General features: G+C 68.2%; 15 protein-coding genes. 4 read left to right on the top strand and 11 right to left on the bottom strand.

Going from position 1 to position 13,804, the window contains the following annotated elements; all coding sequences use genetic code 11:
- Window positions 1-65: 65 nt before the first annotated feature.
- Window positions 66-524, top strand: a complete 459-nt coding sequence (locus DKG74_RS03865; protein WP_109902838.1) for a host attachment protein — start codon at window positions 66-68, stop codon at window positions 522-524.
- Here DKG74_RS03865 and DKG74_RS03860 read toward each other — a convergent pair whose 3' ends face one another.
- From DKG74_RS03860 to DKG74_RS03840, 5 genes are read right to left on the bottom strand one after another with little or no spacing between them, the layout of a single operon-like run.
- Complete coding sequence (locus DKG74_RS03860) at window positions 525-1,592, bottom strand: AAA family ATPase (protein WP_165837514.1); 1,068 nt, start codon at window positions 1,590-1,592, stop codon at window positions 525-527.
- A gap of 8 nt (window positions 1,593-1,600) precedes the next feature.
- Entirely contained in the window at window positions 1,601-2,050 is a 450-nt protein-coding gene (locus tag DKG74_RS03855) for an HIT family protein (RefSeq protein ID WP_109902834.1), read from the bottom strand.
- A gap of 60 nt (window positions 2,051-2,110) precedes the next feature.
- Window positions 2,111-3,277: a GNAT family N-acetyltransferase gene (locus DKG74_RS03850; protein WP_109902832.1), complete on the bottom strand. Its 1,167-nt coding sequence runs from the start codon at window positions 3,275-3,277 to the stop codon at window positions 2,111-2,113.
- A 44-nt stretch (window positions 3,278-3,321) separates the two neighbouring features.
- On the bottom strand, window positions 3,322-4,788 hold the full coding sequence (locus tag DKG74_RS03845) for an MFS transporter (RefSeq protein ID WP_109902830.1): 1,467 nt from the start codon (window positions 4,786-4,788) through the stop codon (window positions 3,322-3,324).
- Window positions 4,789-4,790: 2 nt separating this feature from the next.
- Window positions 4,791-5,387: a TetR/AcrR family transcriptional regulator gene (locus DKG74_RS03840; RefSeq protein WP_109902828.1), complete on the bottom strand. Its 597-nt coding sequence runs from the start codon at window positions 5,385-5,387 to the stop codon at window positions 4,791-4,793.
- A 69-nt stretch (window positions 5,388-5,456) separates the two neighbouring features.
- On the opposite strand from DKG74_RS03840, the gene DKG74_RS03835 reads away from it, so the two are divergent.
- Complete coding sequence (locus DKG74_RS03835; RefSeq protein ID WP_109902826.1) at window positions 5,457-6,356, top strand: LysR family transcriptional regulator; 900 nt, start codon at window positions 5,457-5,459, stop codon at window positions 6,354-6,356.
- Here DKG74_RS03835 and DKG74_RS03830 read toward each other — a convergent pair.
- Together DKG74_RS03830 and DKG74_RS03825 are read right to left on the bottom strand one after the other, a co-directional pair.
- A complete protein-coding gene (locus DKG74_RS03830; protein ID WP_109902824.1) occupies window positions 6,337-6,939 on the bottom strand; it encodes a 2-hydroxychromene-2-carboxylate isomerase in 603 nt (200 codons plus the stop codon). The genes DKG74_RS03835 and DKG74_RS03830 overlap by 20 nt on opposite strands.
- The gene (locus tag DKG74_RS03825; protein ID WP_109903753.1) at window positions 6,936-7,436 is read right to left on the bottom strand and encodes a cupin domain-containing protein; all 501 of its coding nucleotides are present in this window, start codon (window positions 7,434-7,436) and stop codon (window positions 6,936-6,938) included. Before DKG74_RS03825 ends, DKG74_RS03830 begins: the two co-directional genes overlap by 4 nt.
- Before the next feature lie 143 nt (window positions 7,437-7,579).
- Between DKG74_RS03825 and DKG74_RS03820 the strand changes: the two genes are divergently transcribed.
- The gene (locus DKG74_RS03820) at window positions 7,580-8,011 is read left to right on the top strand and encodes a PaaI family thioesterase (protein WP_109902822.1); all 432 of its coding nucleotides are present in this window, start codon (window positions 7,580-7,582) and stop codon (window positions 8,009-8,011) included.
- 5 nt (window positions 8,012-8,016) lie between these two features.
- On the opposite strand, the gene DKG74_RS03815 is transcribed toward DKG74_RS03820, so the two are convergent.
- From DKG74_RS03815 to DKG74_RS03800, 4 genes are all read right to left on the bottom strand, one after another.
- Window positions 8,017-8,232, bottom strand: coding sequence for a formate dehydrogenase subunit delta (locus DKG74_RS03815; RefSeq protein ID WP_109903751.1), 216 nt, complete (start codon window positions 8,230-8,232; stop codon window positions 8,017-8,019).
- Window positions 8,233-8,361: 129 nt separating this feature from the next.
- On the bottom strand, window positions 8,362-11,196 hold the full coding sequence (fdhF, locus tag DKG74_RS03810) for a formate dehydrogenase subunit alpha (RefSeq protein ID WP_109902820.1): 2,835 nt from the start codon (window positions 11,194-11,196) through the stop codon (window positions 8,362-8,364).
- Between the two features lie 10 nt (window positions 11,197-11,206).
- On the bottom strand, window positions 11,207-12,754 hold the full coding sequence (locus DKG74_RS03805; protein ID WP_109902818.1) for a formate dehydrogenase beta subunit: 1,548 nt from the start codon (window positions 12,752-12,754) through the stop codon (window positions 11,207-11,209).
- Entirely contained in the window at window positions 12,751-13,242 is a 492-nt protein-coding gene (locus tag DKG74_RS03800) for a formate dehydrogenase subunit gamma (protein ID WP_109902816.1), read from the bottom strand. The genes DKG74_RS03805 and DKG74_RS03800 overlap by 4 nt, the downstream gene beginning before the upstream one ends.
- 163 nt (window positions 13,243-13,405) lie before the next feature.
- On the opposite strand from DKG74_RS03800, the gene DKG74_RS03795 reads away from it, so the two are divergent.
- The gene (locus tag DKG74_RS03795) at window positions 13,406-13,777 is read left to right on the top strand and encodes an ArsC family reductase (RefSeq protein ID WP_109902814.1); all 372 of its coding nucleotides are present in this window, start codon (window positions 13,406-13,408) and stop codon (window positions 13,775-13,777) included.
- The last annotated feature ends 27 nt before the right edge of the window (window positions 13,778-13,804 follow it).

Here is a 13,804-nt window from a genome sequence, read left to right as displayed (position 1 = left end):
TCAAATGTGCGGCGGCCGGGCTGCGACATACTGCACTCTGACAGATTCCCCTGGAGTGCCCCCGAATGCCGCATCTTCCGTCCTATTGGGTCCTGCTCGCCGACGGACATAACGCGCGACTTCTCGAGGGCACGCGACCGTTCTCGGACCTGCATGGCGTCGAGGGCGGCGTGATCGAACCCGCACTCGCTCACCGTTTCGCCCATGACGTCGATACCGACCGCCCCGGCCGCAGCTACAGCAGCGCCGACGGCACCCGCTCGGCCATCGAGCCGGGCGAAGACCCCATCCGCGCCGAGGAGCGCGCCTTCGCTGAAGATCTCGCGCAGCGCCTGGACCACGCCGCCCGCGGCGGCAAATACGACCGCCTGATCATCGCCGCGCCGCCGCGCTTCCTTGGCGACATCCGCACGGTGCTGGGCGCCAGCGCCCGCGCCAAACTGAACGCCGCCATCGACAAGGACTTCGTGAAACTCCCCGCCGCCGACCTGCCCAAGGCGCTGATGGCCGCCATCGGTTTCTGATCAGGCGACCGCCTCGGCCACTGTCGCGCCCGCTTCGAGGCGCAGGTCATAGGCGGTCGCGCCGGCCGAGGTCAGCAGGCGGGCGAGCAGGGGGCTGTGGGTGATCACGATCACCTGGCTGCGCTCGGCCGCGTTCAGGATCGACTCGGACAGCGGATAGGACAGGTCGGGGTGCAGGCTCTGGTCCGGTTCGTTCAGGATGAGCAGCGGGCTCGGCCGCGGCGAGAGCAGCGCGGCGACGAGGCAGAGATAGCGCAGCGTGCCGTCCGACAGCTCCCGCGCCGCGAAGGCGCGCTTGAAGCCGCGCTGGTGCAGGAAGGTGGCGAACTGGCCGTCGCGCCTGTCGATGTGCAATTGCGCGCCGGGAAAGGCGCGGTCGATGGCATCGGCCAATCCGCGCGTATCGCCCACCTCGAGGATGGTCTGGAAGGCGGCCGCGAGATCCCGGCCGTCGGCGGCGAGGACCGGGGTCCGGGTGCCGACCTGCGGGCTGCGGATCGGCGAATCGGCGTCGGTGCTGAAATGGTGATAGAAGCGCCAGCGCCGCAGTTGCGCCTGCGCCATCGCGACATCAGGATAGAGATGCGGCTCGCGCAGCTGTGACAGCGCCGCTTCCTGCGGCTCCAGCGCGGCCGGATAGGTGGTGCGCCCGCGCGCGCCCCGGGCCTGCATCCAGGCGCTCGGCCCCTGGCGCTCCAGCAGCTTCGTGCCGTCCGGGGCGGTCAGCCGTTCCGCTTTCACATAGGGGTCGAGGGCGAAAGCCCCCTCGGGCGGGGGCGGCAGGCCGCAGACGAGATCGAAGCGCCAGTCCAGCGCCTCGACCTCGACCTCGATCCGGCGGCGCTCGTCCTTCAGCCAGTCCCCGGCCCAGAGCACCGAAGGCATGCCGCCATCGGCGACGATGGTGGCGGCGAGGCGCCCGCGCGCCGCGGCGAGCACAAGACCAAGGGCGCGGTAAAGGTTGGACTTGCCCGCGCCATTGGCCCCGGTGATCACGGTCAGGTCACCGGGCTCGAGGGCGACCTCGCGCAGCGAGCGATAGTTGCGGATCGCGAAGCGGCGCAGCACCCCGCGCCTCACATCTCGGCGAGAGCGCCGCGAATCTTCTCGGCCTGGCCGGCGATGATGGCGTGGTCGCCCGGGCGCTGGCCGTGCTCGGTCGAAATGACGCCGTCACCGAGGCGGCGGGGCAGGATATGCATGTGGAAATGATAGACGGTCTGGCCGGCCGCCGGGCCGTTGGCCTGGAACAGATTCATGCCGTCCGGGCCGATGGCCTGTGCCATGGCGAGGGCGACTCGCCGCGTCGTCCGCATCACCGCCGCCGTTAGATGGTCGGGCATGGCGTAGAGGTCCGGGTGATGTTCCTTGGGGATCACCAGCGTATGGCCGGGGCTGAGCGGAAAAATGTCCATGAAGGCCAGGGTTTCGTCGTCCTCGTAAACCTTGTGACAGGGCAGGACGCCGTCGATGATCTTGCAGAAGATACAGTCCGGGTTGCGGACGGGCAGGGGGCCGCTGGCCATTCTCGGCTTCTCCTCGATGTCGGGGCGCCAGCCTATCGGGGCGCGCACCGGCGATCAATCTCAGCGACCTTCCTCGTGGCGATAGGGCGCATGATCGGCGAGTTCGTCCGCCTCGGCGGCGACCGCCTCGCGCTCGCGCCGCAGGTAATCGTCGACGGCGCGGCGAAAGCCGGGATCGCCGATCCAGTGCAATGAATAGGTCTCGCGCGGGACATAGCCGCGCGCCAGCTTGTGCTCGCCCTGCGCCCCCGCCTCGACCCGGGTAAGGCCGCGCGCGATGGCGAAGTCGATGGCCTGGTAATAGCAGACCTCGAAATGCAGGCAGGGGTGATCCTCGATACAGCCCCAGTTCCGGCCATAGAGCGTATCGGTGCCGATCAGGTTCAGCGCCCCGGCGATCCAGCGCCCCGCGCGCCGCGCCATGACCAGCAGCACGCGGTCGCGCATCGTTTCATGCAGGCGGCGGAAGAAATCGCTGTTCAGATAGGGCGTACCCCATTTCACCGCGCCGGTCGCGAGGTAACAGTGCTCGAAGGCGGCCCAATGTTCGGGCCGAAGGGCATCGCCGGTCAGGGCGTGGATTTCGATGCCGTTGCCTTCGACGGCCTCGCGTCGCTCCTTCCTGATCTGCTTGCGCTTGCGCGAGGCCAGCGCTGCCAGGAAATCGTCGAAGCTGCCGTAACCCTGATTATCCCAGTGAAACTGCCGGTCGGTGCGTTGCAGGAAACCTTCCGCGCCCAGCCGCTGCCATTCACCCTCGGTCGGGAAGGTGATGTGCAGGGTGGCGATATTGTTGCCTTCCGCGATGTCGACGGCGGCGCGGGCCAGCAGGCGTTCCACCACCGCCCGGTCGAATGCGGGGGCGACGAGGAAGCGGGGGCCGGTCACCGGGGTGAAGGGCACGGCGGATTGCAGCTTGGGGTAATAGCGCCCGCCCGCCCGCTCCAGGGCCTGGGCCCAGCCCTGATCGAAGACATATTCGCCGCGCGAATGGTTCTTGAGGTAAAGCGGCAGGATGCCCGCCACCGTCGCTCCGTCTCGCAAAACCAGATGATGGGGGGCCCAGCCGGTCTGGTCGCTGGCGCAGCCCGAGGCCTCCACGCAGGTGAAGAAGGCGTGGGAGACGAAGGGATTGTCCGGCCCGGCGCAGGAATCCCAGTCGGCCGCCGCGATCCCGGCGACGCCGCGGGCGATCTCGATCCGCAATTGCTGCTCGGGCGACTCCATCACACCCCGAAGGTGGCCCCGGCGCGGCGCCATGCCAAGGGGCATCACGCCGGGACGAGACGCTTTTTCTCCCGCCCCAGGCGATAGATCGCGAGACCGAACAGCAGGGCGAACCCGGCGAGGACGCCGAGCAGCAGGCGGAAGGCGTCGGTGAAGGCCTCCCGCCCGGCGGCGCGCAAGGCTTCGCCCGCCACCCCGCCCAATTCCGCTGCCTCGGCGAAGGTCGCGCCGATCGAGCCCCCGCCGGGCCCGCCATGGTCGAGACCGAGGCCATAGGCAAGGCCGAGCAGCGAGCCGAAGAGCGCGATGCCAAGGCCGGTGCCGAGTTCGTAGGACACGGATTCGATGGCGGCGGCGGCGCCGGCCTTGTCGGCGGGGGCGGCGCCCATGATGGTCGCGGTCGCGAGCGACATCAGGAAACCATGGCCGGCGCCGATCATGATCATGGCCCCGATCAACCCGCCAAGGCCCGCCGGCATCAGGAGGAGATAGCCGCCGGCGGCCAGCGCCAGCCCCATGAGGGCGAGCAGCCTCATTCCCGTCCGATGCAGGATGGAGCCGGTCGCGGCCCCGGCGACGGCGGCGGCGATGGCGAGGGGCGTCATCGCCAGGCCGGTGTCCCAGGGCGACAGATCGTCGACGAATTGCAATTGCTGCACGATGGTCAACTCGAAACCGGTCAGCAGCATGATCGGCCCCATGGCGGCGAGCACGCCGACGGCGAAGCCGGGGCGCCGGAACAGACGCAGGTCCAGCATCGGCAGGGCCGAACGCAGTTGTCCCCGGGCGAATGCGCCGAGCAGCGCGAGGCCGGCGGCCAGCGCGGCGAGGCTGACCAGGCCGACGCCGCCCTCGCGGGCGAGGTCCTTGATGCCGTGGACGAGCAGCAGCACGCCCGCGATGCCGATGACGGCGGCGAGCGGGTGCAGCGGCGCCGCGTCGCGGTTGGGGCTGTTGCGCAGGCGGCCGGCGATGACGAGGGCGGCGAGGGCGAGGATCGGCAGGTTGAACAGAAACACCGCCCCCCAGTGGAAATGACTGAGGATGACGCCGCCCGCCACGGGTCCGATGGCCGCCCCGGCCGAGGCGCAGGCGCCCCAGATGCCGATGGCGATGCCCCGTTCCTTGGTGTCGGTGAAGCTGCGCCGCACGATGGCGAGGGTGGAGGGGATGATCATCGAGCCGCCAAAAGCGAGCAGCACGCGCGCCCCGATCAAGAGGGCCGGCGTCCACGAATAGGCGGCGGCGAGGGAGGCGAGGCCGAACAGGCCGAGCCCCGCCAGCAGCAGGTTGCGCTGGCCCACCCGGTCGCCCAGCGGCCCGGTGACCAGCACGAGACCGGCCATCATCAGCGGATAGATATCCATGATCCACAGCACCTGGGTGCCGCTGGCACCGAGGTCGCGGGTCAGGCTGGGCAGGGCGAGATAGAGCACGGTGGTGTCGATCGTCACCGGCATGAAGGCGGCGGCGACGGAGGCGAGGATCAGCCAGCGGCTGCGGTCGGCCATGGTTACCCCCTCGGCCCCAGCGCCCGACCGATCAGGTCGAGGAAACTGTCGGTCGCCCGGTCGATGTCGTAATCGGGTTCGATCACCATGCGTCCCACCGCGCCGTCGACGAGGGCGATCAGCCAGATGGCGGTGGCCGACGGGTCGAGGTCGGGGGCCATGACGCCTTCCGCCTTGCCTCGTTCGATCAGGGCGAGAATGCCCTGTTTCACCAGCCCGTCGTCCCGGTCGAAGGCGGCCTTCACCTGCGGATTGCGCGCGACCTCGGCCAGCACCTCCAGCCACAGGCGGCTGGCGGCGATATCGCGGGCCTCGGTCAGGAAATGGCGGAACAGGCTGTGCAGGGCGCGCATCGCGTCGCCCTCCGCCTCGGCGCGGACGATGGCGGCGGCGACATCCTCCCGCTGCTCGTCGACGATGGCGCAGACGATCTCGGCCTTGGCCGCGAAATAGCGGTAGAGATTGGCCGGGGTGACGCCGGAGGCAAGGGCGATTTCCGCCATGCCGGTGCCCTGGAAACCATGGGCGGCAAAGCACGCCTTGGCCGCCGCCAGAATGGCCCGGCGCCTGTTCTCCCGATTTTCCTCGCGTCTGGTCATGGCGAAAAATGAAAGTGAATGATCGCCTTCATTTTATCCGATCCCCGTCAGCGGGGCAAGGCCGCTAGAATGGTGGCCCCACAGCTGCCGGACCCTGCCGTGACCCGCCGCATTCCCCTCTCCCTCAACGCGCTGCACGCCTTCGAGGCGGTCTCGCGCCTGCTGTCGATCCGGGACGCGGCGGCGGAACTGGCGGTGACACCTTCCGCCGTCAGCCATCAGTTGCGCGGGCTGGAGGAGGCGCTGGGCGTCGAGCTGCTGCAGAGGGCCGGCAACCGGCTGGCGCTGACCCCGGCCGGGGCGGCGCTGGCGCCCGAACTGGCGGAAGGCTTCGGCCGCATCGCATCGGCGGTCGGCCGCTTGCAGCACGACCGGCGCCGCGGGCCGCTTCGCCTCTCCATGCTGCCGACCTTCGCCGTTCACTGGCTCTCGCCCCGGCTCGTCCGCTATCCTTTCGAGAAACAGGGCTTCGAGCTGCTGATCTCCTCGACCCAGGCCATGGCCGATCTGGCCGCGGGCGAAGCGGACGCGGCGATCCGCCACGGCGGGGGCGAATGGCCGGGGCTTCGCGCAGATTTCCTGTTTGGCGAAACGCTGGACCTTTTCGCCACGCCGGGCCTTGTGTCCGCCCGAAGGCGGCACCTTTTTCTGTCCCAGCACCGGCAGGCGGACTTCGCGCGCTGGCGGCAGGCGGCCGGGGATGTCGGGGATTACGCCTGCACAATCGTCGAATCGACCGGCCTTGCCCTTCGCGCCGCCATCGACGGCGCAGGGCTGGCCTTCGCCGGGGCCGAGATGGCGGCGGCGGAGGTGGCGGCCGGTCGGCTGGAGCCTGTTCTGGACCGGCCGCTGGCCGTGGCCGGGGGCTATTACCTCGTCTACACGGAGGCGCTGTCGCGGGACCGCCGCCTTGCCAACATCCGGCGCTGGCTCTTGGGCGAGGCCGGCGTCACCAGCCGCCCGTCCTGATCCAGTCTTCCATCATTGCCATGCGGTCGTGGCCCCAGAAGGGCTCGTCGTCGACGAAGAACCAGGGCGAACCGAAGACGCCGCGCGCCACCGCCGATTCCGACATGACCCGGGCCTTGTCCTTGATCGCCGCGCTTTCGCAGGCGGCGGCGATTCTGTCGCCGTCGAGGCCGAGGCCGGCGGCGAAATCGCCCATCGCCCGGGCTGACGTGGTGTCCAGCCCTTCAATGTAATAACGCTCGAACACCGCGCGGGCGAAGCGGGCGGCCTCGGCCGGGCTGTCCTCGTCGATCGCGTAGAAGGCGCGGGTGGCGGCGAGGGCGATCAGGGGATGGCCCTCGGGCAGGCGGAAATCGAAGCCGCCGGCCCGGGCAAGGCGGGCCCAGTCGTGGCGGGCATAATCCTTCTTCAGCGGGGTGGTGGACAGGCCGCGCGCCCCGGTCTCGCGAAAGGCGGTGCCCAGCATGAAGGGCCGCCACAGCACGGGCCGGCCGACCCGCGCGCCCAGCGCGTCGATCCGCTTCGCCGCGAAATAGGCGTAGGACGAGGAAAAATCGAACCAGAATTCGATGGCACCGCTCATGCCTCGCCCTCCCAGTAATCGCAGGCGTCCGCCGCGTGGCCGATGTGGTGGAAGCTGCGCTTCGCCTTGTCGCCACCGGGGGCAGCACCGGCGAAGACGGTGAATTTGCCCGAGTCCGGATATTCCATCACATCGGGCGCGTTCATCGTGCTGATGGCGAGATAGCGCAAGGGTTCGTCGCCATCGTTGATCAGCTGATGCGCGCTCTCCGCCCCGCCGGCCGGGCAGACCGCGACATCGCCGGCCGCGACGCGGAAGCGCCCGTCCCCGAGCCGCAAAGTGCCCCGCCCGGCGAGGATGACGAAGATTTCGTCGTTGGCGTGATGGCAATGCAGCGGCCAGGCGCGTTTGCCCGCCGGCACCTCGACCAGCCGGCCGCCCAGCCGGGTCGCCCCCAGCGGCGCGGCGAAGGGCGCGGCGCGGGCGGTGAAGCGGGCATTGTCGTGCAGCGTGTCGAGCGGCAGATCGGCGAGGGAAAGGACGGGGGATTTGGGCATGATGCGTTCCATGGCGGGACCACCATGGAACGATGGCGGAGTGCGCTGGGCAATTGAGTTTTGCTCAGGGCCGCGGCCATAAAGCTCACTCGCAAGACGGGCGCTCGTGAGGGAAGATCGGGTAACGAAAAGGAGAGAGGCGTATGCCGAGCGATATCGAAGCCCGCGTGCGGGAGAGTTTCGCCCGTCAGGGCCTGATGCAGCATCTAGGGGCCCGCGTCGACAGGGTCGAGCCCGGCTTCGTCCGCATCGTCATGCCCTATGGCGAGCATCTGACCCAGCAGCACGGCTTCTTCCACGCAGGTGGTACCTCCGCCATCGCCGACTCCGCCGGCGGCTATGCCGGCCTTACCATGTTCCCCGAGGATGCCTCGGTCCTGACAGTCGAATTCAAGGTCAATCTGGTCGCCCCGGCGCGAGGGGAGCAACTGGAGGCCGAGGGGCGCGTGATCCGCAGCGGCCGTACCCTGACCATCTGCCAGCTCGAAGTCTTCGCCGTCGAAGGGACTTCGCGCAGCCTTGTCGCCCTCGGCCAGCAGACGCTGATCTGCATGGCGGGCAAGCCCGACCGCTGAAGGCCTCAGGCGGCCGGCGGCGTCAGCCGGCGCACGGCCTCGAGCGCCACCGGATCCAGCCCTTCGCCCCCTGCTGCGGCATGGGCAAGGATGGCGCGGCGCATGCGCGGGTCCCAGAATTTCGCCAGATGATCGGCGATATCCGTCGGCGCGTCGTTGCCCTGCACCTTGAAGAAGGTGGCGATCTGATTGGCCATGCGCACCAGTTTCTCAGCCTGCATGGCGCGGTCCCCCATACACACAATCGTCATTCCGGCGAAGGCCGGAATCTCGTGACGTTTGGCCTCGGCGCCTTCGTGTCGCTTGGCCCCGGCCTTCGCCGGGACGACGGGAGGGAGCGCGGTTCGCCATCATTCCGCCGCCTTGATGCGGCGGCTCAGCGCCGCGTGGTCGCGGTAGTGTTCCTGCCATTCGCTCGGCCCGTTGGACGGGGCGATCTGGACGGCGGTCACCTTGTATTCCGGGCAATTGGTCGCCCAGTCGGAATAATCGGTGGTGATGACATTGGCCTGGGTTTCCGGGTGGTGGAAGGTGGTGTAGACCACACCCGGCGCCACCCGGTCGGTCACATGGGCGCGCAGGGTGGTTTCGCCCGCGCGGCTCTGCACCCGCACCCAGTCGCCATCCTTCAGGCCCCGGTTCTCGGCGTCGTGGGGATGGATCTCGAGGAGATCTTCCGGGTGCCAGGCGGTATTGGCGGTGCGCCGCGTCTGCGCCCCGACGTTGTATTGGCTCAAGATGCGGCCGGTGGTCAGCAGCAGGGGGAAGCGCGGCCCGGTCTTCTCGTCGGTCGGGACATATTCGGTGATGACGAATTTACCCTTGCCCCGGGCGAAGCCACCGATATGCATGATCGGCGTGCCTGTCGGCGCCGCCTCGTTGCACGGCCATTGCACCGAGCCGAGCTCGTCCAGCCGCTCGTAAGTGACGCCCGCGAAGCTTGGCGTGGTCGCCGCGATCTCCGCCATGATCTCGCGCGGGTGCGTGTAGTTCATGGCGAGGCCGAGGCTTTGGGCCAGTCTCTGCGTCACTTCCCAGTCGGCGAGGCCGTTCTTCGGCGCCATCACCCTGCGCACGCGGTTGATGCGGCGCTCGGCGTTGGTGAAGGTGCCGTCCTTCTCGAGGAAGGTCGAGCCGGGCAGGAAGACATGGGCGTAATTCGCCGTCTCGTTCAGGAACAGGTCGTGCACCACGACGCATTCCATGGCCGACAGGCCCGACGTGACGTGATGGGTATCGGGGTCGGACTGGACGATATCCTCACCCTGGACATAGAGGCCCCTGAACGAGCCGTCGAGCGCGGCATCGAACATGTTGGGGATGCGCAGGCCCGGCTCGTTGCTTAAAGGAACGCCCCACAGCTTCTCGAAAGTCTCGCGCGTGGCGTCGTCCGAGACATGGCGATAACCGGGGAATTCATGCGGGAAGGAGCCCATGTCGCAGGAGCCCTGGACATTGTTCTGCCCGCGCAAGGGATTGACGCCGACGCCCGGCCGGCCGAGGTTGCCGGTGGCGAGGGCGAGATTGGCGATGGCCATCACCGTCGTCGTGCCCTGGCTGTGCTCGGTCACGCCAAGGCCATAGTAGATGGCGCCATTGCCGCCGGTCGCGAACAGGCGGGCGGCGCCCCGGATCGCGGCGGCGGGCACGCCGCTGATCTTTTCGACCGCTTCCGGCGCGTGGCGCGGATCGGCGACGAAGGCGGCCCAATCCTCGAATTCCGACCAGTCGCAGAATTCGCGGACGAATTTCTCGTTAACGAGGCCCTCGGTCACGATGACATGGGCAAGGGCGGTGACCACGGCGACATTGGTGCCCGGGCGCAGCGGCAGGTGATAGTCGGCCTGAATATGCGGGCTCTTCACCATGTCGGTGCGGCGCGGGTCGATCACGATCAGCCGCGCGCCCTGGCGCAGGCGCTTCTTCAGGCGCGAGGCGAATACGGGATGGCCGTCGGTCGGATTGGCGCCGATGACGATGACGACATCGGTCTCCTCGACCGAATCGAAATCCTGCGTGCCGGCCGAGGTGCCGAAAGCGGTCTTCAGGCCATAGCCGGTCGGGGAATGGCAGACCCGCGCGCAGGTATCGACATTGTTGTTGCCGAAGCCCGCCCGGATCAGCTTCTGGACGAGATAGGTTTCCTCGTTGGTGCAGCGCGACGAGGTGATGCCGCCGATCGCATCCTTGCCATACTGGCCCTGGATACGGCGGAATTCGGCGGCGACATGGGCGAAGGCCTCGTCCCAGGTCACTTCTGTCCAGGGATCGGTGATCCTGGCGCGGATCATCGGCTTCAGGATGCGGTCCTTGTGGGTGGCGTAACCCCAGGCGAAACGGCCTTTCACGCAGGAATGGCCGCGGTTCGCCTTGCCGTCCTTCCACGGCACCATGCGCACCAACTCGTCGCCCCGCATCTCGGCCTTGAAGGAACAGCCGACGCCGCAATAGGCGCAGGTCGTCACCACCGAGTGTTCGGGCTGGCCGATCTCCACGACCGATTTCTCGATCAGGGTCGCGGTCGGGCAGGCCTGCACGCAGGCGCCGCAGGAGACGCATTCGGACGAGAGGAAATCCTCATGGGCGCCGGGCGAGACCCGGCTGTCGAAGCCCCGGCCCTCGATGGTCAGGGCGAAGGTTCCTTGCGTTTCCTCGCAGGCCCGGACACAGCGCGAGCAGACGATGCATTTCGACGGGTCATAGTCGAAATAGGGGTTCGACTGGTCCTTCTCGAGTTTGGTGTGGCTTTCGCCCTCGTAACCGTAACGGACCTCGCGGAGGCCAACGGCACCGGCCATGTCCTGCAATTCGCAATCGCCATTGGCGCCGCAGGTCAGGCAGTCGAGCGGATGGTCCGAGATGTAAAGCTCCATCACGCCCTTGCGCAGGCGCTTCAGCCGCTCGGTCTGGGTGCGCACCACCATGCCCTCGGCGACCGGGGTCGTGCAGGAGGCGGGCGTGCCGGCGCGGCCCTCGATCTCGACGAGGCAGAGCCGGCACGAGCCGAAGGCCTTCACGCTGTCGGTGGCGCAGAGTTTGGGCACGCTGGTGCCCATTTCCGCCGCCGCGCGCATGATCGAGGTGCCGGCCGGCACGGAAACCGCGCTGCCGTCGATGGTCAGGCTGACCGTCACGGCGGATTTCACCGCCGGGGTGCCGAAATCATGTTCTTCGACGAGGGACATGGCTCGTTTCCTATTCCGCCGCCTGCGCGGGGCGCGGCCTGGCGAAGTCGTCGGGGAAATGGTGCAGGGCGCTCAGGACCGGATAGGGCGTGAAACCGCCGAGGGCGCAGAGCGAGCCGAACTTCATCGTCTCGCACAGGTCTTCGATGAGGGCGATATTGGCCGCGACCTCGCGCCCGGCGATGATCTTGTCGATGGTCTCGACGCCCCTCGTCGAGCCGATGCGGCAGGGCGTGCATTTGCCGCAGGATTCGATGGCGCAGAACTCCATGGCGAAGCGCGCCTGCTTTGCCATGTCGGCACTCTCGTCGAAGACGACGATGCCGCCGTGACCGATGAGACCGCCCGCCTTGGTGAAGGCTTCATAGTCGAAGGGCGTGTCGAACAGGGCGGGCGGGAAATAGGCGCCGAGCGGGCCGCCGACCTGCACCGCCTTCACCGGCCGACCCGTCGCCGTGCCGCCGCCGACCTCGTTCACCAGCTCGCCGAGAGTGATGCCGAAGCCGATCTCGTAAAGCCCGCCCCTCGCGATATTGCCGGCGAGCTGAATGGGCATCGTCCCGCGCGAGCGGCCGAAGCCGACATTGGCGTAAGTCTCCGCCCCCTTGTCGAGGATGAAGGGCACAGCGGTCAGCGACAGGATGTTGTTGATCACGGTCGGGCAGCTGAACAGGCCTTCGTGCGCGGGCAGGGGCGGCTTGGCGCGGACCTGGCCGCGCTTGCCCTCGATGCTCTCGAGGAGGGCGGTTTCCTCGCCGCAGACATAGGCCCCCGCGCCGGTGCGGATTTCCATGTCGAAGGCCCGGCCCGAACCCATGACCGACGGGCCGAGATAGCCGGCATCGCGGGCAAGGCCGATCGCCGCTTCCATGATGGCGATCGCGTGCGGATATTCCGAGCGGGTGTAGATGTAACCATGCTCGGCCCCGACCGCGAGGCCGGCGATGGCCATGCCCTCGATCAGATGGAACGGATCGCCTTCCATCAACATGCGGTCGGCGAAGGTGCCGCTGTCGCCTTCGTCGGCGTTGGCGACGATGTATTTCCGGCTGCCCGGGGCGTCGAGCACGGTCTTCCACTTGATGCCGGTCGGAAAGCCGGCGCCGCCCCGCCCGCGCAGGCCCGATGTTGTCACCTCGGCGACAATTGCGGCGGGTTCCATGGCGACGGCCTTGGCGAGGCCCTTCCAGCCGTCCATCGCCGCGTAGTCCGCCAGCGACAGCGGCGCGATCACGCCGCAGCGGGCGAAGGTGAAACGGGTCTGTCTTTTGAGGAAGGGCAGCTCCTCGGTCGGGCCGAGGCCGCCGAGACCCTCCGCCATGCCGGCGTCGAACAGGGCAGGGACATCCTCGGGCGCGACCGGGCCATAGGCGACGCGGCCGGCAGGCGTCACCACCTCGACCAGCGGCTCCAGCCAGAACATCCCGCGCGAGCCGTTGCGGATGATGCGGGCGGCGAGGCCGCGCTTGCCCGCTTCGAGGCGGATCGCCTCCACGACCTCGTCGGCGCCGACGGCGAGGGCGGCGGCATCCTGCGGAACATAGAAGGTAACGCTCATCGGATCAGCCCCGCCAGCAGTCTGTCGGCCCGCTCCGGCGTCAGGCGACCGCAGGGCCGCTCGTCGATCTGGGCCGCGGGCGCGGTGGCGCAAAGGCCGAGGCAATAGACGTTCTCAAGGGTCACGCCGCCATCCGCCGCCGTCTCGCCAAAACCAAGACCGAGGCGTTCGGCGACATGCGCGGCGACCGCTTCCCCGCCCATGGCCTGGCACGCCTCGGCCCGGCAGACCTTCACCACATGGCGCCCGGCGGGTGTCTCGCGATAGTCGTGATAGAAACTGACGACGCCGTGAATCTCGGCCCGCGAACGGTTCTCGGCATCGGCGATCATCTGGATCGCCTCGGCCGGGATATGGCCGAATTCGGCCTGGATCGCGTGCAGCGTCGGCAGGGTGGGGCCGGCGACATGGCCATGCGCGGCAATGATCTCCGCGAGGCGCGGCACGGGGTTCGTGTTCGCGCTGTTCACCGATTGTTTAGCCGCCATGCCGCGAGTTCCCGATGCCCAAGGGTCAGGTCACCATCCGCCAATAGGCAATCGCGATCAAGCGGTCAAACAGCGTAGTTCAATAGATGTCTTCTATCGACTGTCCGGCTTTTCCTCCAGCATCGACCGTGGCATCAAGACCCGAGCGGACGAGGGACACGCCATGATCACCATCTACGGCATCAAGAATTGCGACACGATGAAGAAGGCGCGCGACTGGCTCGCCGCTGCTGGCGTCGGTCATGAGTTTCACGATTACAAGGTCTCGGGGATCGACCGGGCGCGGCTGGAATCCTGGTGCGATGCCCTGGGCTGGGAGGTGCTGCTGAACCGGGCCGGCACCACCTTCCGCAAGTTGCCGGAGGCGGAGCGGGAGGGACTGACGCGGGACAAGGCCATCGCGCTGATGCTGGCGCAGCCGTCGATGATCAAGCGGCCGGTGCTCGATCTCGGCGGTCGGCTGGTCGTCGGCTTCAAGCCCGCGCATTATGCCGAAGTGCTGGGCGGGGGCGTTAACCATCCTGCCGCCAGTTGACCGCGCCTCTTATTTGCAATCGACCCG

Origin of the sequence: Zavarzinia aquatilis, assembly GCF_003173035.1 — a bacterium.
Classification (GTDB): Bacteria; Pseudomonadota; Alphaproteobacteria; order Zavarziniales; family Zavarziniaceae; genus Zavarzinia; species Zavarzinia aquatilis.
Note: the sequence above shows the minus strand (reverse complement) of the source record. Positions and strands in the feature narration are given on the sequence as shown.

What these genes read in the sequence shown, in the direction of transcription:
- DKG74_RS03865 (WP_109902838.1), top strand. Translation starts at nt 66, where the DNA reads ATGCCGCATCTTCCGTCCTATTGGGTCCTGCTCGCCGACGGACATAAC.
- DKG74_RS03855 (WP_109902834.1), bottom strand. Translation starts at nt 2,050, where the DNA reads ATGGCCAGCGGCCCCCTGCCCGTCCGCAACCCGGACTGTATCTTCTGC.
- DKG74_RS03850 (WP_109902832.1), bottom strand. Translation starts at nt 3,277, where the DNA reads ATGGAGTCGCCCGAGCAGCAATTGCGGATCGAGATCGCCCGCGGCGTC.
- DKG74_RS03845 (WP_109902830.1), bottom strand. Translation starts at nt 4,788, where the DNA reads ATGGCCGACCGCAGCCGCTGGCTGATCCTCGCCTCCGTCGCCGCCGCC.
- DKG74_RS03840 (WP_109902828.1), bottom strand. Translation starts at nt 5,387, where the DNA reads ATGACCAGACGCGAGGAAAATCGGGAGAACAGGCGCCGGGCCATTCTG.
- DKG74_RS03835 (WP_109902826.1), top strand. Translation starts at nt 5,457, where the DNA reads ATGGTGGCCCCACAGCTGCCGGACCCTGCCGTGACCCGCCGCATTCCC.
- DKG74_RS03830 (WP_109902824.1), bottom strand. Translation starts at nt 6,939, where the DNA reads ATGAGCGGTGCCATCGAATTCTGGTTCGATTTTTCCTCGTCCTACGCC.
- DKG74_RS03825 (WP_109903753.1), bottom strand. Translation starts at nt 7,436, where the DNA reads ATGCCCAAATCCCCCGTCCTTTCCCTCGCCGATCTGCCGCTCGACACG.
- DKG74_RS03820 (WP_109902822.1), top strand. Translation starts at nt 7,580, where the DNA reads ATGCCGAGCGATATCGAAGCCCGCGTGCGGGAGAGTTTCGCCCGTCAG.
- DKG74_RS03815 (WP_109903751.1), bottom strand. Translation starts at nt 8,232, where the DNA reads ATGCAGGCTGAGAAACTGGTGCGCATGGCCAATCAGATCGCCACCTTC.
- fdhF (WP_109902820.1), bottom strand. Translation starts at nt 11,196, where the DNA reads ATGTCCCTCGTCGAAGAACATGATTTCGGCACCCCGGCGGTGAAATCC.
- DKG74_RS03805 (WP_109902818.1), bottom strand. Translation starts at nt 12,754, where the DNA reads ATGAGCGTTACCTTCTATGTTCCGCAGGATGCCGCCGCCCTCGCCGTC.
- DKG74_RS03800 (WP_109902816.1), bottom strand. Translation starts at nt 13,242, where the DNA reads ATGGCGGCTAAACAATCGGTGAACAGCGCGAACACGAACCCCGTGCCG.
- DKG74_RS03795 (WP_109902814.1), top strand. Translation starts at nt 13,406, where the DNA reads ATGATCACCATCTACGGCATCAAGAATTGCGACACGATGAAGAAGGCG.